Annotated in this window: 20 protein-coding genes; 12 read left to right on the forward strand and 8 right to left on the reverse strand. The window is 61.4% G+C overall.

The genetic code is table 11. The features are described 5' to 3' along the window. The first annotated feature begins 90 nt into the window (after positions 1–90). From JHX88_RS06155 to ribD, 4 genes are all read left to right on the forward strand, one after another. The gene (locus JHX88_RS06155) at positions 91–1,578 is read left to right on the forward strand and encodes a DNA recombination protein RmuC (RefSeq protein ID WP_076525135.1); all 1,488 of its coding nucleotides are present in this window, start codon (positions 91–93) and stop codon (positions 1,576–1,578) included. Then, a complete protein-coding gene (locus tag JHX88_RS06160) occupies positions 1,575–1,997 on the forward strand; it encodes a secondary thiamine-phosphate synthase enzyme YjbQ (RefSeq protein WP_076525133.1) in 423 nt (140 codons plus the stop codon). The genes JHX88_RS06155 and JHX88_RS06160 overlap by 4 nt, the downstream gene beginning before the upstream one ends. 195 nt (positions 1,998–2,192) lie before the next feature. Then, positions 2,193–2,657, forward strand: a complete 465-nt coding sequence (gene nrdR, locus JHX88_RS06165) for a transcriptional regulator NrdR (RefSeq protein ID WP_076525131.1) — start codon at positions 2,193–2,195, stop codon at positions 2,655–2,657. 23 nt (positions 2,658–2,680) lie between these two features. Then, a complete protein-coding gene (gene ribD, locus JHX88_RS06170; RefSeq protein WP_076525129.1) occupies positions 2,681–3,664 on the forward strand; it encodes a bifunctional diaminohydroxyphosphoribosylaminopyrimidine deaminase/5-amino-6-(5-phosphoribosylamino)uracil reductase RibD in 984 nt (327 codons plus the stop codon). Positions 3,665–3,676: 12 nt separating this feature from the next. Here the strand turns inward: ribD and JHX88_RS06175 are convergent, their stop codons facing one another. From JHX88_RS06175 to JHX88_RS06185, 3 genes are all read right to left on the reverse strand, one after another. After that, a complete protein-coding gene (locus JHX88_RS06175; protein ID WP_076525127.1) occupies positions 3,677–5,689 on the reverse strand; it encodes a capsular polysaccharide biosynthesis protein in 2,013 nt (670 codons plus the stop codon). An 8-nt stretch (positions 5,690–5,697) separates the two neighbouring features. Continuing rightward, positions 5,698–6,798: a polysaccharide biosynthesis/export family protein gene (locus JHX88_RS06180; RefSeq protein ID WP_076525125.1), complete on the reverse strand. Its 1,101-nt coding sequence runs from the start codon at positions 6,796–6,798 to the stop codon at positions 5,698–5,700. A gap of 128 nt (positions 6,799–6,926) precedes the next feature. Continuing rightward, positions 6,927–8,234, reverse strand: a complete 1,308-nt coding sequence (locus JHX88_RS06185) for a capsule biosynthesis protein (RefSeq protein WP_076525463.1) — start codon at positions 8,232–8,234, stop codon at positions 6,927–6,929. Between the two features lie 234 nt (positions 8,235–8,468). Between JHX88_RS06185 and JHX88_RS06190 the strand changes: the two genes are divergently transcribed. The 7 genes from JHX88_RS06190 (at position 8,469) to JHX88_RS06220 (ending at position 14,076) form a co-directional block, all read left to right on the forward strand. Beyond that, on the forward strand, positions 8,469–9,074 hold the full coding sequence (locus JHX88_RS06190) for a riboflavin synthase (protein WP_076525124.1): 606 nt from the start codon (positions 8,469–8,471) through the stop codon (positions 9,072–9,074). A 12-nt stretch (positions 9,075–9,086) separates the two neighbouring features. Further along, complete coding sequence (locus tag JHX88_RS06195; RefSeq protein WP_076525122.1) at positions 9,087–9,656, forward strand: hypothetical protein; 570 nt, start codon at positions 9,087–9,089, stop codon at positions 9,654–9,656. Continuing rightward, the gene (gene ribB, locus JHX88_RS06200) at positions 9,646–10,764 is read left to right on the forward strand and encodes a 3,4-dihydroxy-2-butanone-4-phosphate synthase (RefSeq protein ID WP_076525120.1); all 1,119 of its coding nucleotides are present in this window, start codon (positions 9,646–9,648) and stop codon (positions 10,762–10,764) included. The genes JHX88_RS06195 and ribB overlap by 11 nt, the downstream gene beginning before the upstream one ends. 4 nt (positions 10,765–10,768) lie before the next feature. After that, on the forward strand, positions 10,769–11,320 hold the full coding sequence (locus JHX88_RS06205) for a 6,7-dimethyl-8-ribityllumazine synthase (RefSeq protein ID WP_076525118.1): 552 nt from the start codon (positions 10,769–10,771) through the stop codon (positions 11,318–11,320). Beyond that, positions 11,317–11,793 carry a transcription antitermination factor NusB gene (gene nusB, locus JHX88_RS06210; protein ID WP_076525115.1) on the forward strand — a complete coding sequence of 159 codons (477 nt, stop codon included), beginning with the start codon at positions 11,317–11,319 and terminating at the stop codon, positions 11,791–11,793. Before JHX88_RS06205 ends, nusB begins: the two co-directional genes overlap by 4 nt. A gap of 543 nt (positions 11,794–12,336) precedes the next feature. Beyond that, positions 12,337–13,242, forward strand: coding sequence for a DUF481 domain-containing protein (locus JHX88_RS06215; protein ID WP_076525113.1), 906 nt, complete (start codon positions 12,337–12,339; stop codon positions 13,240–13,242). 390 nt (positions 13,243–13,632) lie between these two features. After that, positions 13,633–14,076 (forward strand): MmcB family DNA repair protein, encoded by a 444-nt coding sequence (locus JHX88_RS06220; RefSeq protein WP_084203029.1) that lies wholly within the window; start codon positions 13,633–13,635, stop codon positions 14,074–14,076. Positions 14,077–14,081: 5 nt separating this feature from the next. On the opposite strand, the gene JHX88_RS06225 is transcribed toward JHX88_RS06220, so the two are convergent. Genes JHX88_RS06225 through JHX88_RS06235 form a run of 3 tightly spaced genes read right to left on the reverse strand, consistent with a single transcriptional unit; the run spans position 14,082 to position 16,564 of the window. Beyond that, positions 14,082–14,975, reverse strand: a complete 894-nt coding sequence (locus JHX88_RS06225) for a bifunctional allantoicase/(S)-ureidoglycine aminohydrolase (RefSeq protein WP_084203027.1) — start codon at positions 14,973–14,975, stop codon at positions 14,082–14,084. After that, positions 14,972–16,375: an allantoinase PuuE gene (gene puuE, locus JHX88_RS06230; protein WP_076525110.1), complete on the reverse strand. Its 1,404-nt coding sequence runs from the start codon at positions 16,373–16,375 to the stop codon at positions 14,972–14,974. Before puuE ends, JHX88_RS06225 begins: the two co-directional genes overlap by 4 nt. Before the next feature lie 24 nt (positions 16,376–16,399). Next, positions 16,400–16,564 (reverse strand): hypothetical protein, encoded by a 165-nt coding sequence (locus JHX88_RS06235; RefSeq protein ID WP_176011423.1) that lies wholly within the window; start codon positions 16,562–16,564, stop codon positions 16,400–16,402. A gap of 33 nt (positions 16,565–16,597) precedes the next feature. Between JHX88_RS06235 and JHX88_RS06240 the strand changes: the two genes are divergently transcribed. Further along, positions 16,598–17,899 (forward strand): NCS2 family permease, encoded by a 1,302-nt coding sequence (locus tag JHX88_RS06240; protein WP_076525457.1) that lies wholly within the window; start codon positions 16,598–16,600, stop codon positions 17,897–17,899. A gap of 54 nt (positions 17,900–17,953) precedes the next feature. Here JHX88_RS06240 and JHX88_RS06245 read toward each other — a convergent pair whose 3' ends face one another. Continuing rightward, positions 17,954–18,430, reverse strand: a complete 477-nt coding sequence (locus tag JHX88_RS06245; protein ID WP_076525108.1) for a hypothetical protein — start codon at positions 18,428–18,430, stop codon at positions 17,954–17,956. Positions 18,431–19,014: 584 nt separating this feature from the next. Then, positions 19,015–19,449: an FKBP-type peptidyl-prolyl cis-trans isomerase gene (locus JHX88_RS06250; protein ID WP_076525105.1), complete on the reverse strand. Its 435-nt coding sequence runs from the start codon at positions 19,447–19,449 to the stop codon at positions 19,015–19,017. Positions 19,450–19,664 lie beyond the last annotated feature (215 nt).

Genomic DNA, 19,664 nt, shown 5'->3' on the forward strand with positions numbered 1-19,664 from the left:
TCGTTTCAATTTTATGTAGCTGTCGGGTTGCGTGACGGGCACAAAAAGTGAACACTGCCGAGAGGCTCGCATTCACGAACAGGGGGAATTATGCCGCAAGGCTTGGGCGCGCAAATAAGTCTCTGGTTCAGCGATCTTGGGCAGGTTCAGATGTTGCTGGGGGCGGTGGTCGTCGTCTTGCTGCTATTGGCCCTTCTGGCGGCTCGCTGGCGGCGCGAGACCGGGGCTCTGCGGCAATCCACGCGGCGTGATGCCGATAGGATCGCCGGGTTGGAGCAGGAGCGATCCGATCTGGGCGAACGGCTCCACGCGCTGGAATTGCGTCTTGGTCAGCAGGATGTCCGATTGGAAGGGCAGGGCGCCCGCATGGCCGAACTGGCCGAGGAACGCGACGAGTTGACCGATGCCCTGCACCAGACCCGGCAACAGTTGTCGAATAGCAGGACGGAACTGGCCGAGGCGCATCTGCGTGCGGAAAAGGACCGTGAAGCGGCTGAGCGTGAAATCAAGACCCTGCGCGAATTGCGCGACGAGATGAGCGGGCAGTTCAAGCTGCTGGCCGCCGAAACCTTGCGCGTTCAGGGTGCGGATATGCAGAAGACGCAAAGCGAGCAACTCAGCACCTTGCTGACCCCGTTCCGCGACCAGGTGCATCGGTTCCAGACGGAATTGCAGGCCCGGAACAAGGTCCTCGACGAAGAGGGGGCAAGGCTGCGCGAGCAGATCGCCTCACTTCACAAGCGATCCGAGGAAATCTCGCGCGAGGCGGTGAACCTGACCCGTGCGCTCAAGGGGGAAAAACAGCGCCAGGGTGCCTGGGGCGAGATGATCCTTGAACGTATTCTCGAGGAATCGGGCCTGGAGGCGGGAACGCATTACGATATCCAGGCAAGTTGGCGCGACGAAGAGGGCAAGCTGTGGCGACCCGATGTCGTGGTCAAGATGCCGCGCCAGAAGATCATGGTGATCGACAGCAAGGTCTCGCTGAACGATTACGAGCAGGCGGTGAACAGCGAGGACCCGGTCGAGGTTCAGGCCGCCTTGCGCCGCCATGTCGCGGCGATCCGCACCCATATCGCGACCTTGGGCGAAAAGGGGTATCACCGGATGGACGATCATTCGGTGGATTACGTGCTGATGTTCATTCCCGTCGAGGGCGCTTTTTCCGAGGCATTGCGCACCGATCCCGACCTGGCCAGCTTCGCGCTGGAACGCGGGGTAGGGCTGACGACCCCGACCACATTGATGCTGACCCTGCGCACCGTCGAGCATATCTGGGCGGTGGAGCGGCGCGAAACCAATGCGCTGGAAATCGCGCGCCGCGCCGGACAGCTTTATGACAAGGTCGCCGGCTTCGTGGACTCCATGGAAACGGTCGGGAAATCCCTGGATCAGGCTGCCCGCGCTCATGGTCAGGCGATGGACCGTCTGTCCCGTGGTCCCGGCAATGTCATCCGGCAGGTCGAGATGTTGCGCGAACTCGGGGCCAGGGCGCAAAAGAAGATCGAGCTCGACCACGATCGTGACGATACCGCGGCACTGGAGGCACCTGACATGGACAGGCGGGCAGCGGAATGAACCGGGCTTTCATGATCCGGACCGACGGGCCCGCATGTTACGAGTTCACAGACGAGGTTGGATCATGGCTCGATGAATTGCCGCCCTGTGACGGCGTGCTGAGCTTGATGGTGCGGCATACCTCTTGTTCGCTCCTGATACAGGAAAATGCCGATCCTGATGTGCAGCGGGATTTGCTTGCCTGGCTGGAGCGGCTCGCCCCGCCATCCGATCATCCCTCGATGAGCTGGATCACGCATCGCCATGAGGGGCCCGACGATATGTCTGCGCATTTGAAAGCCGCCATCCTGCCGGTCAGCCTGCAAATCCCTGTGGTGCGGGGGCGAATGCAGCTGGGACAATGGCAGGGGATCTATCTGGTAGAACACCGAGCCGCGCCGCATTCACGACAGGTCGCGGCCATTTTCCAGGCAAGCTGAACCACCGCCGGGATGGTTCGCGCCAGGCCCTGCCAGAAGATGGAGGCGCTTGAAATAGAGATGAATTTTCGGCCTGAGCGCGGCTTTCGTGTCACAGTTGCGTGTTTCCGTATTTTGTGGTCTGTGGATAACGCTACCCAAGCTCTGCCATGTTCCCTATAGTGGATGCGAAACAGGGGCCGAGGGGACCACAATATGCGCTGCCCGTTTTGCGGAAATATAGATACGCAAGTGAAGGATTCGCGTCCGGCCGAGGATAATGCCGCGATCCGACGCAGACGGTTTTGTCCTGCTTGCAGCGGTCGTTTTACCACCTATGAACGGGTTCAGCTTCGCGATCTGATTGTCGTCAAGTCCAACGGCAAGCGCGAGGATTTCGACCGCGACAAGATGGCTCGTTCGATCCGCATCGCCATGCAGAAACGCGCGGTCGAGCCCGAGCGTATCGAACAGATGATCTCGGGGATCGTGCGGCGGCTGGAAAGTACCGGCGAGACGGATATCCCCTCCAAGATGATCGGCGAAATCGTGATGGAGGCGCTGTCCCGGATCGACAATGTCGCCTATGTACGTTTTGCCAGCGTCTACAAGAATTTTCAGGATGCCGACGATTTCGATAAATTCGTATCTGAGCTTCGTCCTGATCTTCTGAACGATTGAAACATCCCGAGGACAGCATCCATATGGCGCATGCGCTGCGGTTGGCGCGGCGCGGATTGGGGAATGTCTGGCCGAATCCGGCCGTCGGCTGTGTGCTGATACGCGAGGGCCGGGTGGTTGGCCGTGGCTGGACCCAACCCGGGGGACGCCCGCATGCCGAGCGCGTTGCCCTGGCGCAGGCCGGGCCCTTGGCGCATGGCGCGACAGCCTATGTGACGCTGGAGCCATGCGCGCATCATGGCCGTACCTCTCCATGCGCCGAGGCGTTGGTCGAGGCCGGAATTTCCCGCGTCGTGACGGCCCATACCGACCCTGACCCGCGTGTCGCGGGGCGCGGCCACGCGATCCTGCGGGCGGCGGGCATCGAGGTGACGGAAGGGATCGGCGAAACTGAGGCCCGTCACATGCAGTCCGGTTTCCTTATGCGGGTACAGCGGGGCAGGCCTTTCCTGACGCTGAAATTGGCGACCAGTTTCGATGGCCGCATCGCGACGGCGAATGGTGAGAGCCAGTGGATCACCGGTCCCGCCGCCCGCATTCACTCCCATGGATTACGCCTGGTCCATGACGCGGTCATGGTCGGTGGCGGAACCGCGCGCGCGGATCGCCCCTCGCTGAACGTTCGGGGCATGGGCGCGGTCCGGCAGCCGGTGCGCGTCATCGTCTCGAATGGCCCGATCCCCGATCTTCCTCCTGAAGGGCCGGATTTTGGCCCACTCTGGCAGATGGCCGGTCCGGTCGATGACGTGATGAAAGAACTTGCCCAAGCTGGCATCACGCGGGTTTTCTGCGAGGGGGGAGGACAGCTTGCAGCGGGTTTGCTGCGCGCGGGGCTTGTCGACCAGCTTGTCGGCTATACCGCAGGGCTGATCCTTGGCGGCGATAGCCGGCCGGCGATTGGTTCGCTGGATATGCAGCGCCTCGCGGATGGAGCAAGGTTCCGGCTGGTCGAGACCCGCCGGGTAGGAGAAGATCTATTCCATCGATGGCGGCGCGCCGGGCAATAGGCGCCGGGGAACCTATCGCCGCCAGATCCATGAATATCCTGCCAATGCCCCCTGTGCCTTGGCCAGAATTCGCAGAAAGGGGCCTTCAGGGTTGGCCTGCGGCTCCAGCAGGCGTTCCATCGTGACCTCGACAGGGCAGGGCAGACCGGAAGCGGGATCGTGATAGCGCGGATAGGCGATCAGGCAGGCATAGGCCAATGCGGCGATGTTGGGGCGGGCTTGCCGCCGCGCCGGGATATTCCCAAGATCGCGCGTCAGTCCCCAACCGGCATAGAAGGGTGCGCCAAGTACCGTGACCGGAACATCGCGCAGCAGGGCTTCGAAGCCCAGGGTCGAGGTGATCGTCCAGACTTCGTCGACCTTGTCCAGCAGGGCGATGGGATCGGCGTTCAGGGCGACATCATCGGCCAGCCGCGATAGCTCCGCTTGGGGGATGATGCCGGGACGCAGCCCCGCCTCGACATCGGGATGTGGCTTGTAGACGATCACCGCTTCGGGGTTTTCCGCCCGGGCCCGTTCCAGCAGGGCAAGATTGCTGCGCTCCTTACCGGCGCCGAGACGGATCGATGCGTCATCCTCGACCTGCCCGGGGACCAGGATCACCGGCTTGCCCATGCGGCGCGGCAGGTCGGGGGCGGTCCCGCTCAGGTTATATTTCGACAACCCTGCCGCCCGGATCGCCCAGATCAGGTCATGGGCCCGCCTTTCTCCCTCGGGCGGAGGTCCCTCGGCGATCAGCCGTTCCAACCGGCTTTCACGGGTCGGATCGTAATAGATGCCCAGATCATCTGCGACCAGCGAAAGGGCGGGAACCAGTGCGGCGCCAAGCCCGCGCGAACGCAGGAACCCGTCCTCGACACGGATCGCCTGTGGCACGGGTTCCGCCTTGCCCGCCCAGGACAGGGTGACATCCCCCGATGACTTGTCGGTGAAGCGGACCCCCCGCCCGTTCCCGAACACCCGGGCGATGGATGGCCGCTTCCACAGCCGCATGCCATAGGCCAGATGGCCATCCCGGTCTTGCCGATAGGCGCGTGTTTCGGCCTCGAGCTGATCCACGGCACCGTTGAAATCCGTCAGCCGGTCGCGGCAGGGATCGTACCAGGCCGGGGCAATCAGATGGCTGGCGGCGAATAACGCCTCACGCGTGGCCATGCCCCTGCGGGTTTCAGGCAGCGGTGCGCGATCATCGCTCAGTCCCCATCCGGCATAGAATGGCTGGCCGAAAAGCACCGGGCGATGCCCGGCCAGCAGGGCCTCGTAACCAAGCTGCGAACTGACAGCGTATACCGCATCGGCATTGTCGATCAGCCGCCACGGGGAAACCGGCCCGTCGCAGAATTGCTCGTCCGGGCGGAGATCCCCGGCGGTCAGATGGCCTGCACGCAGCCCGGCGGATGTCTCGGGATGGGTGCGAACCACGATCCGGGCTCCGGGATGTTTGTCCCGGGCGGCGTGCAACATTTCCAGGAAGCGAGACCGATCCGCCCCCATCAGCGAGGCATCCCCGCAGGTCTGGTCTATCACCAGGACATAACCTGCCTTGGGCAGATCGGCATCGTGGCGATGGCTGTTATATTTCGACATGTCCAACCGACGAAGCCGGTCGATCCCGTCGCGGGCTGCATCGCTCAGCCCGGCGGCCTCCGGCGAGGCCACAAGCATTTCCAACCGCGAAGGGCGGGCCGGGTCGAAATGCAAACCATCCGTATCGATCAGCAGGCCCATTGGGCCGCGCCGGGCAAGGTGGCCTTTCGCCCGGCCCGGCAGGACAGAGCGCAGGAACGCATCCTCCACGGTCACAACTCCCGCGCCCCGGCGTCCGGCGATTATGCGCCCTCGCCATGCCGTAGGGCTTGCACCCCAGATGCCGATCCTGTCACCCGGACCGGGCAGGCCGAGAGCCAGCTGCCACCCGGAGAGCTCGAGGATGCGCTTCAACCGTGGCTTGAACCAGAATCCGCCATTATAGACGAAAAGCCGCCGGGGATTGTCCCCGGCGGCTGTCATGTCAGGCTGTGCCATCGTTCAGATCAATTCGAGAGGTTCTCAACGGAATTCGCCGAATTCAGGCCCCCGGTAATCGCCCCGATTGTTTTCTGCCACTGCACATAGGGTGCCTCGGTGACATAGACGGTGTCCTCGTCGCGGATCAGGAAATCGCGCGCCAGGAACAGCCCGTTGGGGCGCGTCAGGTCCAGAACATAGGCCATGCGCTGTGTGCCGTGGACCGGTTTGCCCAGAACCTTGGACGCAACCGATGCCGGTTCGTCGCGCAGGATGAAAACGCCCGTCGGATCGGCAAGATTCGAGTTGAGACCACCAACCATCGCGATGGCTTCGACACCATTGATCATCTCGTTGCCCAGGGGCACACGGGTCTGTCCGCCAAGTGCGCCAAGCGCGGTGAAGCTGCGCTGATCCTCTTCGACCAGGATGATGTCTCCGGGACGCAGGGCGATATCGTTCGACGGCGCGGAATAGAGATCGGTCAGCCAGACCTTGCCGCTCTCGCCGCCGCGCTTGACGGTCACCACCGCGACTTCGGGTTCGATGGCGACGCCGCCGGCCTTGGCCAGCATGGCCGAAAGGGTGCGGGTCGGACGTTCGATCGGATAGACCCCTTGCGAGACGATCTTGCCCATCACGGAAACCGTGGCGCCATCGCCTGCGACTCGGGCGACCGTGACCTGCGGATCGGGGGTCTGCTCGCTCAGGCGATCGGTGATGATCTGGCGAAGCTGGTCGGGACTGTTTCCTGCCGCGCGAACGCGCCCGGCATAGGGCACGAAGATATATCCCGCACTGTCGACCTGGATCTCTTGCAATTGGGTCGAGCTCGACCCGAGCGAAGCAAGCAATCCGTCATCGACGTTTTCCCAGACCGACAGTCCCAGGACATCGCCGGGACGGATTTCATCGGCGCCGACGGTTGCTGTAGAACGGAACGCCTGCGAAAACCCGTAGCTCGGGCTGAAATTGGCCGCGCGCGCAACATGTTCGTTGACATAGATGATCTGGGCGTTTCCACCCCGCTCGACCGCGCCGGCATAGATTTCATTCTTGCTCGGACCGGATCGCGGCAAGCCGCAGGCCGTCAACAGGCCAAGTGCCGCGATCACGAGGACGCGCATTGTCGGTTTGCGTAGAGTGAGACCTGTCACCTCGATAGCTCCTGTATTCTTATCTTCATTCCGCCATTAATGCGAATTTGTTAATAATCTAGCGTTTATGCCGACTCATGACCACAATGAGTTGTGGTTTAATTGTCTATATCGGTTATTTGTTGCCGAAGAGTAATAGGGCCGGAGGCCAGCGATTGATAAGGATCCTCAGGTGCGAGGATCAGATCGCTGACGATTCGCAGCGCATGGGCGCGCGAACGTTCCGAATAGAATCCCCCGGGGATCTGGCTTGTTTGCAGCAGGTAATCCCTGAGTATTCTGTAGGCGTTCGGGTCCGGGGGATCGGGTTGGGCAAGGAAATCGGCCAGCGTCTGCTCCGATACGAGGCCCGGTTTGTTATAAATGGCCTTTCCAAGGGTCTTGACCGGCAGGCTGCGCCACAGAGCCTGTTGCGCGGCCGTCGAGTTGACCGTCACGATCGAGCGGGCCTGAGAAAGCAGCATGGCAAGTTTGCCGCCGCGCAAGTAATGGACCCGGTTTGAAATTCCGTGACGTGCGGCAGCGTCGCGGATCGCGGCGCGATTGTCGGCCCGGCCATCTTCGAGCGGATGCGCCTTGAATAGCAGATGATGGTGCTGCGGCGCGCTGCGGGCGAATTCTTCCACCACCGTTTCGACGAAATCGGCATTGCTGCTGAAGGATGAATGGCCGAGAAAATTCGAGTCATGTTCGAGCTGCATCAGCACGAGGGAATAGGGCCAGCCCGCGCGGCGGAACTTGTTCCACTGTGTGGAGGTCGCGATGTTATGCACCGGCCCCAGCAGGAAGCGCCGCAGGTTCAGGCGGAATTCGCGCATCACGGAAACGGTGCGATGGCTGCGATAATGGCGATAGGCCCGGTTTGCGACCAACACCAGGAAATGATAGAAAGCCCCATAGAACTTGTGATGGCGCATGTCGCCCCAACGCGCGGGGGGACGTCGGATCTCGTTCATCGTGTCACGTAGCACGGTGCGCATCTCGGCCAGCGGGATATGCATCAGCGCCGAATTGCCGTTGGAACCTCCGCGCTCGTAGCTGATCCAATAGGGGCGCAGGTAGCCCTCCTCGAAGACATGAATGCGCAGCCCGCGCTGCGAGGCAAGCTTGCGTGCCGTCGCATGTATCGGGCGGACATCGCCGTAGAGCACGATATCGGTGACATTCTTCTCGCTCAGGATCTGCTCGAGATGGGCAGGCCAGTCCTCTGACGTTCCGGTATGGCGGATGAAGCGAAGCTTGTCGGACCAGAAGAACTCGTCGCCGGCATTGAAGCCGCAGCGCCAGACATCGGCCCCGGATGCCCGCAGAATCCGGCTCAGGCGATCGAAGAATGGGCCATGCGGACCCTGAAGCAGCAGGAAAACTCTTTGTGCTGGGGATGCTGGCAACTGGGGGTTCTTCATATTTTCTCTGTCGGGCAAAGGTTGCTCGAGGTTGACGTGAAGCATTTCGACCCCAAAATCAGTAAAAAGATAACTTGGTAAAACTAGCTGAGCTGCATTTTGCATGTCACGTGACTGAATGCCAGTGAAATCTGAGGCGTGAAAATCGGCTCAGGCGAAGGATTGCTGTTTCCTTATCTTGCGTGAGCGGATTTGATACCATACTGCGAGGCACGACAAAGACGGGAGCATTGCATGTTTACGGGCATCGTCACCGATATCGGGCAGGTGCGGGCAGTTGAAATGCGCGGCGATATGCGCGCGCGGATCGGCTGTGGCTATGATATGGCCGGTGTGGATATCGGCGCCTCGATCGCTTGCGACGGCATTTGCCTGACCGTGATCGCCAAGGGCGAGGATTGGTTCGATGTCGATATCTCGGCCGAGACGGTCTCGAAGACCAATATCGGGGCGAATGGCTGGCAGGTCGGGCGGCGGCTGAATCTCGAACGGGCCCTGAAGGTCGGGGACGAATTGGGCGGTCATATCGTCAGCGGCCATGTCGACGGTATCGCCATGATAGAGGAGATCCATGACGAGGGCGACAGCCTGCGCGTGACATTTGCCGCTCCCGATACGCTTGCACGGTTCATCGCGCAGAAGGGGTCGGTTGCGCTGAATGGAACCTCGCTGACCGTAAATGAGGTGCAGGATCGCCGATTTGGCGTTAACCTGATCCCACATACCCGGCAGGTGACCAATTGGGGAGAGATTGCAGTGGGGGACGCGGTGAATCTCGAGATCGATACGCTGGCCCGCTATGTGGCGCGTCTGGCAGAGGCGAATGCGGCAGGGATCTAGGCAAAGAAGAAGATGAACGCAGGAATCGGACATAATCGCGGCCCGTCGATGAAATCGGTCGGATGGCGTGTGCATTGCTGGCGTCGGGCACGGGCAGAGTTGCTGCCGGTCCTGCCGGTTGAGGTCGTTCGGACGCGGGTTCGGCGCGCCAAGTCCCTGGGATTGGATTACAAGACCTATGCCGGTGTGCGTGCCACGACCGGACGCGATCTGATTGCCTTCCTGTTTTCCTCCAACGCGCTTGGGGTGTTCCGTGACGATCATCCCCTTGCCGAAGGGCGGGGGGACAAGCTGATCGCCCTGGCCGCAGACCGGCATCTGGGGGTCGGGCCGGGATTGGATGCCGAAGCCTTGGGTCAGCGAATCGCGGCAGAATCGGCTCGTAGCCTGCCTCCTTTCGGCAGCCATTGGGGCGAGATGCGGGCGGAAGCCAAGGCGTGGTTGCGGGCACAGGGTCTGCCGGGCGACGCCGTCCTGATGATCGGGGAAACCGATCACGAGCGCGAATTGATGGCGGCAGGCGGTCTCGCCGGGTTCATCACCGGCACGCGATATTTCACGGGAGAGCGTCATGCAGTATGAAAAGCCCGGCCCGGTTGAAAATCAACTGTCCGAGGCGGTCTCGCCCATCGAGGAGATCATCGAGGATGCGCGCAACGGGCGCATGTTCATCCTCGTCGATCACGAGGATCGCGAGAATGAGGGGGATCTGGTCATCCCCGCGCAGATGGCCACCCCGGATGCGATCAATTTCATGGCGACCCATGGACGCGGATTGATCTGCCTGTCGCTGTTGGGCGAGCGGATCGATGCCTTGGGATTGTCGCTGATGAGCCCCCGGAACTCGTCGCGTCACGAAACCGCCTTCACCATGTCCATCGAAGCGCGAGAAGGCGTGACGACCGGCATCAGTGCGCATGACCGCGCCCGGACAGTCAGCGTCGCGATCGATCCGGCCAAGGGTGCATCGGATATCGCGACGCCCGGCCATGTCTTCCCGCTGCGCGCCCGCGAGGGCGGGGTGCTGGTCCGCGCGGGACATACCGAGGCGGCAGTCGATATCGCGCGCCTCGCGGGGCTGAACCCTTCGGGCGTGATCTGCGAGATCATGAACGAGGATGGCAGCATGGCGCGGTTGCCCGACCTGGTGGCCTTCGCGCAGCGGCACGGCCTGAAGATCGGCACCATCAGCGACCTGATCCGCTATCGCCGCCGCCATGACAACCTGATCGCCGAGCGCACGCAGCGTGCGGTGCGCTCGATCCACGGTGGCGACTGGATGATGCGGGTTTTTGCCGACGAAACGCAGGGCGCCGAGCATATCGTGCTGACCAAGGGCGATCTGACCGGGTCCGAGCCGGTGCTGGTCAGGATGCATGCTCTCGATCCGCTGCACGATGTGCTGGGGGTCGGCCGCGAGGAGGCCGGTAGCCTTGGTTCTGCCATGCAGGCCATCGCCGAAGAGGGGCGGGGAGTTGTCGTGCTGATCCGCGATCTGAGCAATGCATTGCCTCAGCCGGGCGAGACCGGGCCGCACACCTTGCGCCAATACGGTCTGGGCGCACAGATCCTGTCGGCGCTCGGGCTGTCGGAACTGATCCTGCTGACCAATTCGACACCGGTAAAGATCGTGGGGCTCGATGCCTATGGCCTTTCGATCCATTCCACCCGGCCTATTCCCAAGGATTGAACCGATGGCCTCGAACACCCAGCATTACCAGCTCGACCTGCCGAAATTCGATGCGCCCGTGAGACTGTTGATCGTTGTTGCCCCTTACTACAAGGCAATCGCCGACAACCTGGTGGCGGGCGCCCGTGCCACGGCGGAAGAGGCCGGAGCAGCCGTCGATCTGGTCGAGGTGCCCGGTGCGCTTGAAATTCCCGCCGCAATCGGCATGGCCAGTCGGGGGGCGAATTATGACGGTTATGTCGCGCTTGGTTGCGTGATCCGGGGCGAGACAACGCATTATGACACTGTTTGCAATGACAGTTCGCGTGGATTGACCCTTTTGGGCCTGCAGGGTCTGGCGGTCGGCAACGGTATCCTGACGGTCGAGAACGTGACCCAGGCAGAGGTGCGGGCCGATCCGGCAGGGCAGAACAAGGGTGGCGGAGCGGCTGCCGCAGCCCTGCATCTGGTCGCGCTCGCCCGCAAATGGGGAAAACGCAGCGTTCCGGGTGGCCATGACACGGATCTTGACGTAATCCGTCTGGCCGGACAACTGGAAGGATCGACACGGACATGAGCAGGCCCGACAAACGCGCATTGAGCAGTGCTGCACGACTTTATGCAGTGCAGGCATTGTTCCAGATGGAGGCTGCCGGGCAGTCCATCGATCGGGTGATGGGTGAGTTCCGTGATTTCCGGATAGGCGCGAGCGATGACGAGGGTACTCACCCCGATGCCGATCAAGCGCTGTTTTCTCGCATCCTCGACGACGCGGTGACTTGGCAATCCAAGATTGATCAGGCAACGGATCGCGGATTGGTGGCCAAATGGCCGATAGACCGGATAGATCCGGTATTGCGGGCCTTGTTCCGTGCAGCGGGTGCTGAATTGGCGACATCGGGAACTCCGCCCAAGGTCGTGATCAGCGAATATGTCCGCCTGGCCGAAGCGTTCTTTCCGGAAGGGCGTGAGCCGAAATTCGTCAACGCGGTTCTCGATCACGTTGCACGCGGCCTGCGGCCCGAGGCCTTTGGCGGGGCGGCTGTCTGAACGGATATTGTCCGATGGCCCGATGTGATTTGCATGAGCGGCTTCCCTGAAGCACAATCAAAGTGCTTCATGTGTCTTGCCGAGTCGCGTCATTTCTTGCGGACAAGGATATGTCCTTCGCGGAAACAGTCGTGTTTAGTTCATTTTTACATGGTAACGGATGGTTGCGTGTCGATTGCGCAACAGTCTTGGTGAGAGTATTTCCGGTTGTGATTGCCTATTTTTTAGGCGGTAACAAAAATATTTCTACTTTGAAAACAAGCCGTTTTGTACTTTTTTGTTTGCTTCCGAGAAAAATCGACTGTCAGGCAGTGGCTTGGTAAGCATTCTGAACAATTCTGTTTTTGTTCCATCACAAGAATATTTCGGCACCTTTCTGCCATCCTCACTGGCGGTCACGCAGCATCACTTTTTCGAGAAAATTCGATGTCGTCCGAAGGGCTTTGAACCCGAATGAGGCGGCGTTATTTGATCTCCAGCAGAGATGCACTGGCACCCGGATGGGGGTCAGGAATTTGAAACTCAGCCAATGAGGATTCACAGATGAAAAAGATTACCCTTCTCAGCGGTGCGACCGCCATTCTGACGGCTCTGTCGGTTCCGGCCTTTGCCCAAACCGAAATCGCAACCGGTGCCGGCGCGACCGGCGTCGCAGACGTGAATGACGGTATCACGGATATCGAAGACGCCGTGGAAGACAGCTTCGAGCGTTCGGCCGATCCCGACCGTTTTGGCCCCTCGGACCGCCGTCAGGGTCTGTTCGGCAACATGTCCCTGAGCTATACCGGCCGTACCGGCAACACCGAGAATCAGGATTTCGCCCTGGCCGGCCGTCTTCAGCATAACCAGGCGCCTTTCGCGCAGAGCATCGGTCTCGCGATCGAGTTCGGCGAGGATGACGATGGCAACAAGGACAAGGAAGAAGTCAGCGCGATCTATGACGCGCAGTACTACTTCAACGATCGCTTCTATGCCTTCGCCCTGGGCCGCATCAATATCGACGGTCTGGTCGATGGCTATGACAACACCGATGAGAGTGTTCGCGATTTTGACGAGGATGACGATCTGCGCCGCGACGGCTTCCTCGGCTTCGGTCCGGGTTACCGCGTGATCAACACCGACACGACCACCTGGCGCGTTCAGGCCGGTGTCGGCGTTCGCTACACCCAGACTGGTCTGCAGCACCTGCAGGACGAGTCGGAAACCGAAGTCGGTTACATCGCCTCGTCGCGTGTCTATCACCGCTTCAACGAAACGGTGTTCGTGACCAACGATACCGACTACCTGACCTCGAGCGAGGGCGGAGACGTTCTGACCAACGAATTCGGCGTCAACTTCAAGATGTCGGATCAGCTGGCAACCCGTCTCAGCTACACCACCGAGTACCAGTCGGATCGTGAAATCCGCACCGACAACACGCTTGGTGTTGCGGTCGTTTACGGCTTCTGATCCGTTCCCTCTGATCAGTAGTCTCTCTGGGAAGGGCGGGTGCAAACCCGTCCTTCTTTTTTGTTTGACCGGAATAATGAAAACCCCGCCACGCATCACAGACGGGGCGGGGTATCTGGTGGCGGGAACCGCAGCGACCGCGGCAGCTTGAGATTTCCCGAAAGCCTGAACGATCAGGTGGGCGCCAGATAACGAGACCAAGGCCCCGACAGAGCCAGCTCCCTCGGAAAAATTATAGGCCAGTGGAAAAATGGCCGCTCGCGAGAAGAACAGAAGCCCGCCAAGACGGACAGATAAGCCGTGGCGGACCGGCTTTCAAGCGGCGCGGGCATAAAAGCTATGGAACGGGCGACTTGTCAGATGTTTCTGTTTCGTTCTATATCTACTCATATGGAACACACTTTGCCTTCCTTGCCGGGGCAACGACTGGCTCGCGGCGTCGCGCGGCTGTTGCGCAGCATGGATCATGCGGTGCTGACCGAATTCGTGCCGATACGGGGTTTGCGTGTCGATGTGATCAGCCTTGGCCCAAAGGGGGAGCTGTGGATCGTCGAATGCAAGAGCAGCCGGGCGGATTTCTCGAGTGATCGGAAATGGCAGGGCTACCTGGAATGGTGCGATCGATATTTCTGGGCGGTGGATGCGGATTTCCCGACCGACCTGCTGCCCGCGGATCATGGATTGATCCTCGCCGATCCCTATGATGCCGAAATCCAGCGCATGGCCCCCGAGACGCGCCTTGCCGGGGCGAGGCGCGCCAAGGTCACGCGTGATTTCGCACGGGCCGCGGCGCTACGATTGCAGGGCAGTATCGATCCTCAGCCATTCGCTTGAGGATATCAGCGATTTGGCCACAATGCCGCGTGGCGATTCACATCCTTGTAAAGCAGATAGCGGAACCGTCCCGGTCCCCCCGCATAGCAGGCCTGTGGGCAGAAGGCGCGCAGCCACATGAAATCGCCGGGTCCGACCTCGGCCCAATCGCGGTTGAGGCGATAGACGGCCTTGCCTTCCAGCACGAAGAGCCCGTGTTCCATCACATGGGTTTCGGCGAAGGGAATCGAGCCGCCGGGTTGGAATGTGACCACGGTGATATGCATGTCGTGGCGCAGATCGGCCGGGTCCATGAAGCGGGTCGTGGCCCAGGCCCCGTCGGTATCGGGCATGGGCGAGGGGGCGATATCCTGCTCCTGCGCGACGATCGGGTCGGGATGGTTGAGGCCATGGACAGGCTGCCAGCGCTTGCGCCACCAGTGGAACCCGGCCTCGCCGGTGGTGATATTGCGCAGCGACCATGCCGTTCCCGGCGGCACATAGGCGAAACCGCCCGGTGTCAGGTCATGGGCGGTGCCGTCGATGGTGACGCGCAAGCTGCCGCCGGTCACAAAGATCGCGTGCTGGATCTCGGGATCGTCATCGGGATGGTCGCTGCCGCCGCCCTCGGCCAGTTCCACGATATATTGACTGAAGGTCTCGGCAAAACCGGAAAGCGGGCGGGCAAGCACCCACATCCGCATTCCTTCCCATCCCGGCAGGTAGCTGGTGACGATATCGCGCATCACCGTGCGTGGGATGATCGCATAGGCATCGGTGAAGACAGCGGTATCGGTCGTCAGCCCGGCCTGTGGAGGCAGCCCCGCCACGGGACCGGCATAAGAGCCGGTCGGATGCGTGCTACGGGGCACGGAGGCGGGATCGCCGGTCGGAGCACCTTTTGGCGGCTGATCGCTCATTTCAGGACCTCCTTGAGCCGAAGTTCGGCGATACGCATGACCTGCGCCTCGGCCTCTCCGCGTTCGGTAGGGGTGTCGTTATCCGCCCGCGCCTGCATGGCGGCGAGGATGCCTGCCTTGTCATGGTCGCGCACGGCGATGATGAAGGGAAAACCGTGCTTGGCCGTGTAGGCGTCGTTCAGGCGGGTGAACTCCGTGCGCTCGGCATCGGTCAGCGCGTCCAGCCCGGCGCTGGCCTGTTCGGCGGTGCTCTCGGCGGTCAGGCGCTTTGCGGCGGCCAGCTTGCCCGCCAGGTCGGGATGGGCGGTCAGCACGCCAAGCCGTTCCTCGTCGCTGGCGGCACGGAAGACCTGAGCCATCCGGGCGGCAAGCCCCGCCGCGCTGTCATGCACGGCCCCCATTTCCCCATCCCAGACACGTTCCGCGATGAAGGGAGAGTGCTCGTAGATACCGCCGAAGGATTCGACGAAGGCGGCGCGGTCCATTTGCGAGGGGCGGGTGCGGTCCTGGTAGGGATGCACCTGCTTCCAGTGGCGCGCGATATCGAGGCGGGTCGCAAACCACACGCCCTCATGCGCACGGGCATGTTCGATGAAGCGGCGCACTGCCTCGGCCCGCCCGGGGCGTCCGGCCAACCGGCAATGCAGGCCGATGGACAGCATCTTGGGTGCGCCCTCGAGCCCTTCGCGATACAGGTTGTCAAATGCATCGCGCAGGTAGATGAAGAATTCCTCGCCATTGGTAAAGCCGCCATTGGCGAAACGCATGTCATTGGCGTCCAGCGTATAGGGCACCATCAGCTGCGGCTTGCCCTTATGGATATGCCAGAAGGGCAGTTCGTCGGCATAGGTGTCGGCAAGATACTCGAACCCGCCTTCTTCACAACCAAGCGCCACCGTGTTCATCGAGGCGCGGCCCTGGTAGAATCCCAGGGGACGGCTGCCGGTGACCTCGGTATGGATGCGGACCGCCTCGGCGATATGCTCGGCCTCGGTCTCGCGCGAGACATCCTTGTATTCGATCCATTTATAGCCATGGGTGGCCATTTCCCACCCGGCATCCATCATGGCACGGGTCTGTTCGGGGCTGCGCTGCAGGGCAGTGGCGACGCCATAGACCGTGACGGGGATATCCTTGAGGATGCGGTGCAGGCGCCAGAACCCGGCGCGGGCGCCGTATTCATAGATCGTTTCCATGTTCCAGTGCCGCTGGCCGGGCCAGGGCTGTGCGCCGGGGATTTCCGACAGGAAGCCTTCCGAGGCGGCGTCGCCATGCTCGATGCTGTTCTCGCCGCCTTCCTCGTAATTGACGACGATCTGGATGGCGATTCTCGCGCCTCCGGGCCATTGCGGATCCGGGGTGTTTTCGCCATATCCTCGCATGTCGCGGCTGTAGCGCATCGTGCCTGTCCTCCGGTTGGCTCATCAGTCTACAACAAACATCGCGGGGCATGGCCCGGCAAGCGGGCAAGAGTGAAATTCTGTATCAATGAAACGGCGAAGATCGGTTGCGGTTTCAATCCAGCATTGAAAGACTTCCGGTTTCGGGCAGATTGCAGGACGGATCGCGACACCAATAAGCTGCGGCATGGCGGCCTCGCTGGCCGCGCGGAGGGAGAATTCATGGAACGTTACTTCAAGCTGGCCGAGCATGGCAGCAGTATCAGGACCGAGGTGATCGCAGGCGTGACCACCTTCCTGACAATGGCCTATATTATTTTCGTCAATCCCGACATCCTGTCCTCGACCGGCATGGACCGGGACGCGGTCTTCGTGGCGACTTGCCTTGCGGCCGCAATCGGCTCGGCCATCATGGGGCTGTGGGCGAACTGGCCCATCGGCATGGCACCGGGAATGGGGCTGAACGCGTTTTTCGCCTTTACCGTCGTGGGGGCGATGGGCTTTACGTGGCAAGAGGCGCTCGGCGCGGTGTTCGTCAGCGGGATCATCTTCCTGATCCTGTCGGTGACGGGAATCCGTCGCTGGCTGATCTCGGGCATTCCGACCTCGATGCGCAGCGCGATTGCCGCCGGGATCGGCTTGTTCCTGGCGATCATCGCGATGAAATCGTCGGGGATTGTCGTGGCCAGCGATGCGACCTTCGTCATGCTTGGCGACCTGACCTCGACGGGGACGCTGCTGACGATTGCCGGCTTCTTCATTATCGCGGCACTGGATGCGCTCAAGGTTCCCGGATCGATCCTGATCGGCATCCTCGTCATTACCGTGGCGGCGATGCTGCTGGGCGTGACCCAGTTCAGCGGCGTGATGTCCGCACCGCCCTCTATCGCGCCGACTTTCATGCAGCTCGATCTGCTGGGCGCGCTGAGCTTCGGCATCTTCCACGTGATCCTGGTCATGGTGCTGGTCGAGGTATTCGATGCTACCGGGACCCTGATCGGTGTCGCCAAGCGCGGGGGGCTTCTGACCGAGGGGCCGACGCATAAGAACAAGAATCTCGGCCGTGCGCTGATGGCGGATTCATCGGCGATCCTGGCGGGCTCGATGCTGGGGACCTCTTCGACCACCGCCTATGCCGAAAGCGCCTCGGGCGTGCAGGCGGGTGGCCGGACCGGTCTGACGGCGCTGGTTGTCGCGGCATTATTCCTGCTGGCGATGTTCTTTGCGCCGCTTGCGGGCGCGGTGCCCGCTGTCGCGACCGCTCCGGCATTGCTCTACGTGGCGGCGTTGATGGTGCGGGAACTGACCGAGGTCGATTTCGACGACGTGACCGAGGCCGCGCCAGCCGTGCTGACCGCGATTGCCATGCCCTTCACCTATTCCATCGCCAACGGGCTGGCCTTTGGCTTTGTCAGCTACGCGGTGCTGAAGCTGTTGACCGGCCGTGCGCGCGAGGTTCACGCGGCGACATGGATCGTCGCCGCGCTGTTCGTGATCCGCTTCGCCTTCTTCCCCGAAGGGTAAGGGGCGCGTTCGCCTGACGGGAAATACGGGGGCTGAAAAGCCCCCGGAAACGTCTCAGCGAACCATGACGGCTTCGCGTGTTTCCATGATCCACGCAGCGACAACGGCAAAGAGCACATGGCCGATAAGCGCGACCCATGTGATTCCGGTAAAGCCCAGGAAGGGCGGGTTGCCCGCGACCAGATGCGCCATGATGTAAAGCGCAAAGACCCAGAGCACCACGCCATAGGCAAGAGCCGTCACGATCCATGGCAGGGCGGGCATGAGTTTCTGCTGGATGGGCCGGGCGATCAGATACCAGCCGAGCGGGTAGAAGATCAGTCCGGTGATGACATGCAGAAGATAGCCGAGCTCGGGGGACCTGAATCCGGTCAACACCTGGATAGTTTGGGTCGCCAGCGGCACCGGTGCCAGTTTCGACATGCCGATCAGGGGGCTGATCGCCTGACCATATGAATCGAAGGCAAGCGTGGCAAGCGCACCTGCGGCGAGTATCGTGAAGATATGAGATTCCGATTTTTGTTCGATCATGGGCTGTCCCGTTCATAAACGCGCGGCCGGGTAATTCGTGCCGACTGTTTGCTGATACGTTAATAAACGGCGATCTGTTACAGCCACGCCCCGAATGTCGCATCCGGGCGATGTCTTTTAGAGCGTGTTGCGCTCATCCGGATTCGATCCCTTCTTCTTCATCCAAATACCCCGGGGGGTCGCCGGGAGGTCGCGCCACTGGTTCGAGAGACCTGCCGACGACGGGGCAGCGCCCCCGGCCATCGCGGGACGCAAATGCCCGACATTTCCGAACCAACGCGACAGGCTCTAGGTATCGACAGTGCCTTGCAGCTTTCCGGCGCATCCTGGGACACAAGATTGTCGCCTTCGCCCGCCGAAAACGGATCGGCCATAGCCCAAGGCCGCCGATGTACTCGGGGCGGCCTCGGTCGGCAGTCGGGCAAAATGCAGGAAATGCGTGAAGGAGGTGTGATCGAAATCACCAGGCCAATCTCGCAATCGCAGGCGTTTGCCGCTTGAAACGACAGCAAAGCCCCTCCGAATTTCTCGTTGGGATGGTGGTAAGGCGGGCGCAATCCGCGCCCACCTTGTTTCAAAATGGTTCAGGCTTCGACGATTTCCACCACTTCGACGTCGAAGATCAGATCCTGGCCGGCCAACGGATGGTTGGCGTCGACCGTCACTTCCTCTTCGGTCAGATCAACGACAGTAAGGGCGATCTGGCCACCGTCCTGAGTCGTCGCCTGAAGGTTGGTGCCGAGGGAAAGCTCGAGATCCGGCGGAAGCGTTGTACGAGACACGGTCTGGATCTGGTTTTCGTCGCGCGGGCCATAGGCTTCGTCTGCGGGAATGGTGAGCGTTCCGCTCTCGCCCACAGCCATGCCCTCGATCTGGCGGTCGAGGCCTGGAATGATCTGGCCACCGCCGACCTTGAATTCCAGGGGTTCGCGCCCGGAGGAGGAATCGAACTGGGTGCCATCGGGCAGTCTGCCGGTATAGTGAATACGGACAACATCGCCGCTGCTTACTTGGCTCATGTCTATATCTCGATCGTTTTTGTGTGAGAAGAAGGTGGCGCAAGGACGCCACATGGGCGGCCGGGGGCGCGCCGGCGGTAAGGATGAGGGCAACGGCCTCATCATCCTTTCAACCCCAGCCTAGTGCGTTGTTCGACCAGATGCAAACCGATGGGCGGGAATTTCGGTTCACCCGTTTCCATGCGTCATCTGTGATCGAAACACGAGATTTGGCC

The sequence above is a fragment of the Paracoccus saliphilus genome (assembly GCF_028553805.1).
In the GTDB taxonomy this organism is placed as follows: Bacteria; Pseudomonadota; Alphaproteobacteria; order Rhodobacterales; family Rhodobacteraceae; genus Paracoccus; species Paracoccus saliphilus.

Excerpts from the sequence above, each read along its gene's own strand:
- JHX88_RS06155 (WP_076525135.1), top strand. The coding sequence starts at position 91 with ATGCCGCAAGGCTTGGGCGCGCAAATAAGTCTCTGGTTCAGCGATCTT.
- JHX88_RS06160 (WP_076525133.1), top strand. The coding sequence starts at position 1,575 with ATGAACCGGGCTTTCATGATCCGGACCGACGGGCCCGCATGTTACGAG.
- nrdR (WP_076525131.1), top strand. The coding sequence starts at position 2,193 with ATGCGCTGCCCGTTTTGCGGAAATATAGATACGCAAGTGAAGGATTCG.
- ribD (WP_076525129.1), top strand. The coding sequence starts at position 2,681 with ATGGCGCATGCGCTGCGGTTGGCGCGGCGCGGATTGGGGAATGTCTGG.
- JHX88_RS06175 (WP_076525127.1), bottom strand. The coding sequence starts at position 5,689 with ATGGCACAGCCTGACATGACAGCCGCCGGGGACAATCCCCGGCGGCTT.
- JHX88_RS06180 (WP_076525125.1), bottom strand. The coding sequence starts at position 6,798 with ATGCGCGTCCTCGTGATCGCGGCACTTGGCCTGTTGACGGCCTGCGGC.
- JHX88_RS06185 (WP_076525463.1), bottom strand. The coding sequence starts at position 8,234 with ATGAAGAACCCCCAGTTGCCAGCATCCCCAGCACAAAGAGTTTTCCTG.
- JHX88_RS06190 (WP_076525124.1), top strand. The coding sequence starts at position 8,469 with ATGTTTACGGGCATCGTCACCGATATCGGGCAGGTGCGGGCAGTTGAA.
- JHX88_RS06195 (WP_076525122.1), top strand. The coding sequence starts at position 9,087 with ATGAACGCAGGAATCGGACATAATCGCGGCCCGTCGATGAAATCGGTC.
- ribB (WP_076525120.1), top strand. The coding sequence starts at position 9,646 with ATGCAGTATGAAAAGCCCGGCCCGGTTGAAAATCAACTGTCCGAGGCG.
- JHX88_RS06205 (WP_076525118.1), top strand. The coding sequence starts at position 10,769 with ATGGCCTCGAACACCCAGCATTACCAGCTCGACCTGCCGAAATTCGAT.
- nusB (WP_076525115.1), top strand. The coding sequence starts at position 11,317 with ATGAGCAGGCCCGACAAACGCGCATTGAGCAGTGCTGCACGACTTTAT.
- JHX88_RS06215 (WP_076525113.1), top strand. The coding sequence starts at position 12,337 with ATGAAAAAGATTACCCTTCTCAGCGGTGCGACCGCCATTCTGACGGCT.
- JHX88_RS06220 (WP_084203029.1), top strand. The coding sequence starts at position 13,633 with ATGGAACACACTTTGCCTTCCTTGCCGGGGCAACGACTGGCTCGCGGC.
- JHX88_RS06225 (WP_084203027.1), bottom strand. The coding sequence starts at position 14,975 with ATGAGCGATCAGCCGCCAAAAGGTGCTCCGACCGGCGATCCCGCCTCC.
- puuE (WP_076525110.1), bottom strand. The coding sequence starts at position 16,375 with ATGCGCTACAGCCGCGACATGCGAGGATATGGCGAAAACACCCCGGAT.
- JHX88_RS06235 (WP_176011423.1), bottom strand. The coding sequence starts at position 16,564 with ATGCCGCAGCTTATTGGTGTCGCGATCCGTCCTGCAATCTGCCCGAAA.
- JHX88_RS06240 (WP_076525457.1), top strand. The coding sequence starts at position 16,598 with ATGGAACGTTACTTCAAGCTGGCCGAGCATGGCAGCAGTATCAGGACC.
- JHX88_RS06245 (WP_076525108.1), bottom strand. The coding sequence starts at position 18,430 with ATGATCGAACAAAAATCGGAATCTCATATCTTCACGATACTCGCCGCA.
- JHX88_RS06250 (WP_076525105.1), bottom strand. The coding sequence starts at position 19,449 with ATGAGCCAAGTAAGCAGCGGCGATGTTGTCCGTATTCACTATACCGGC.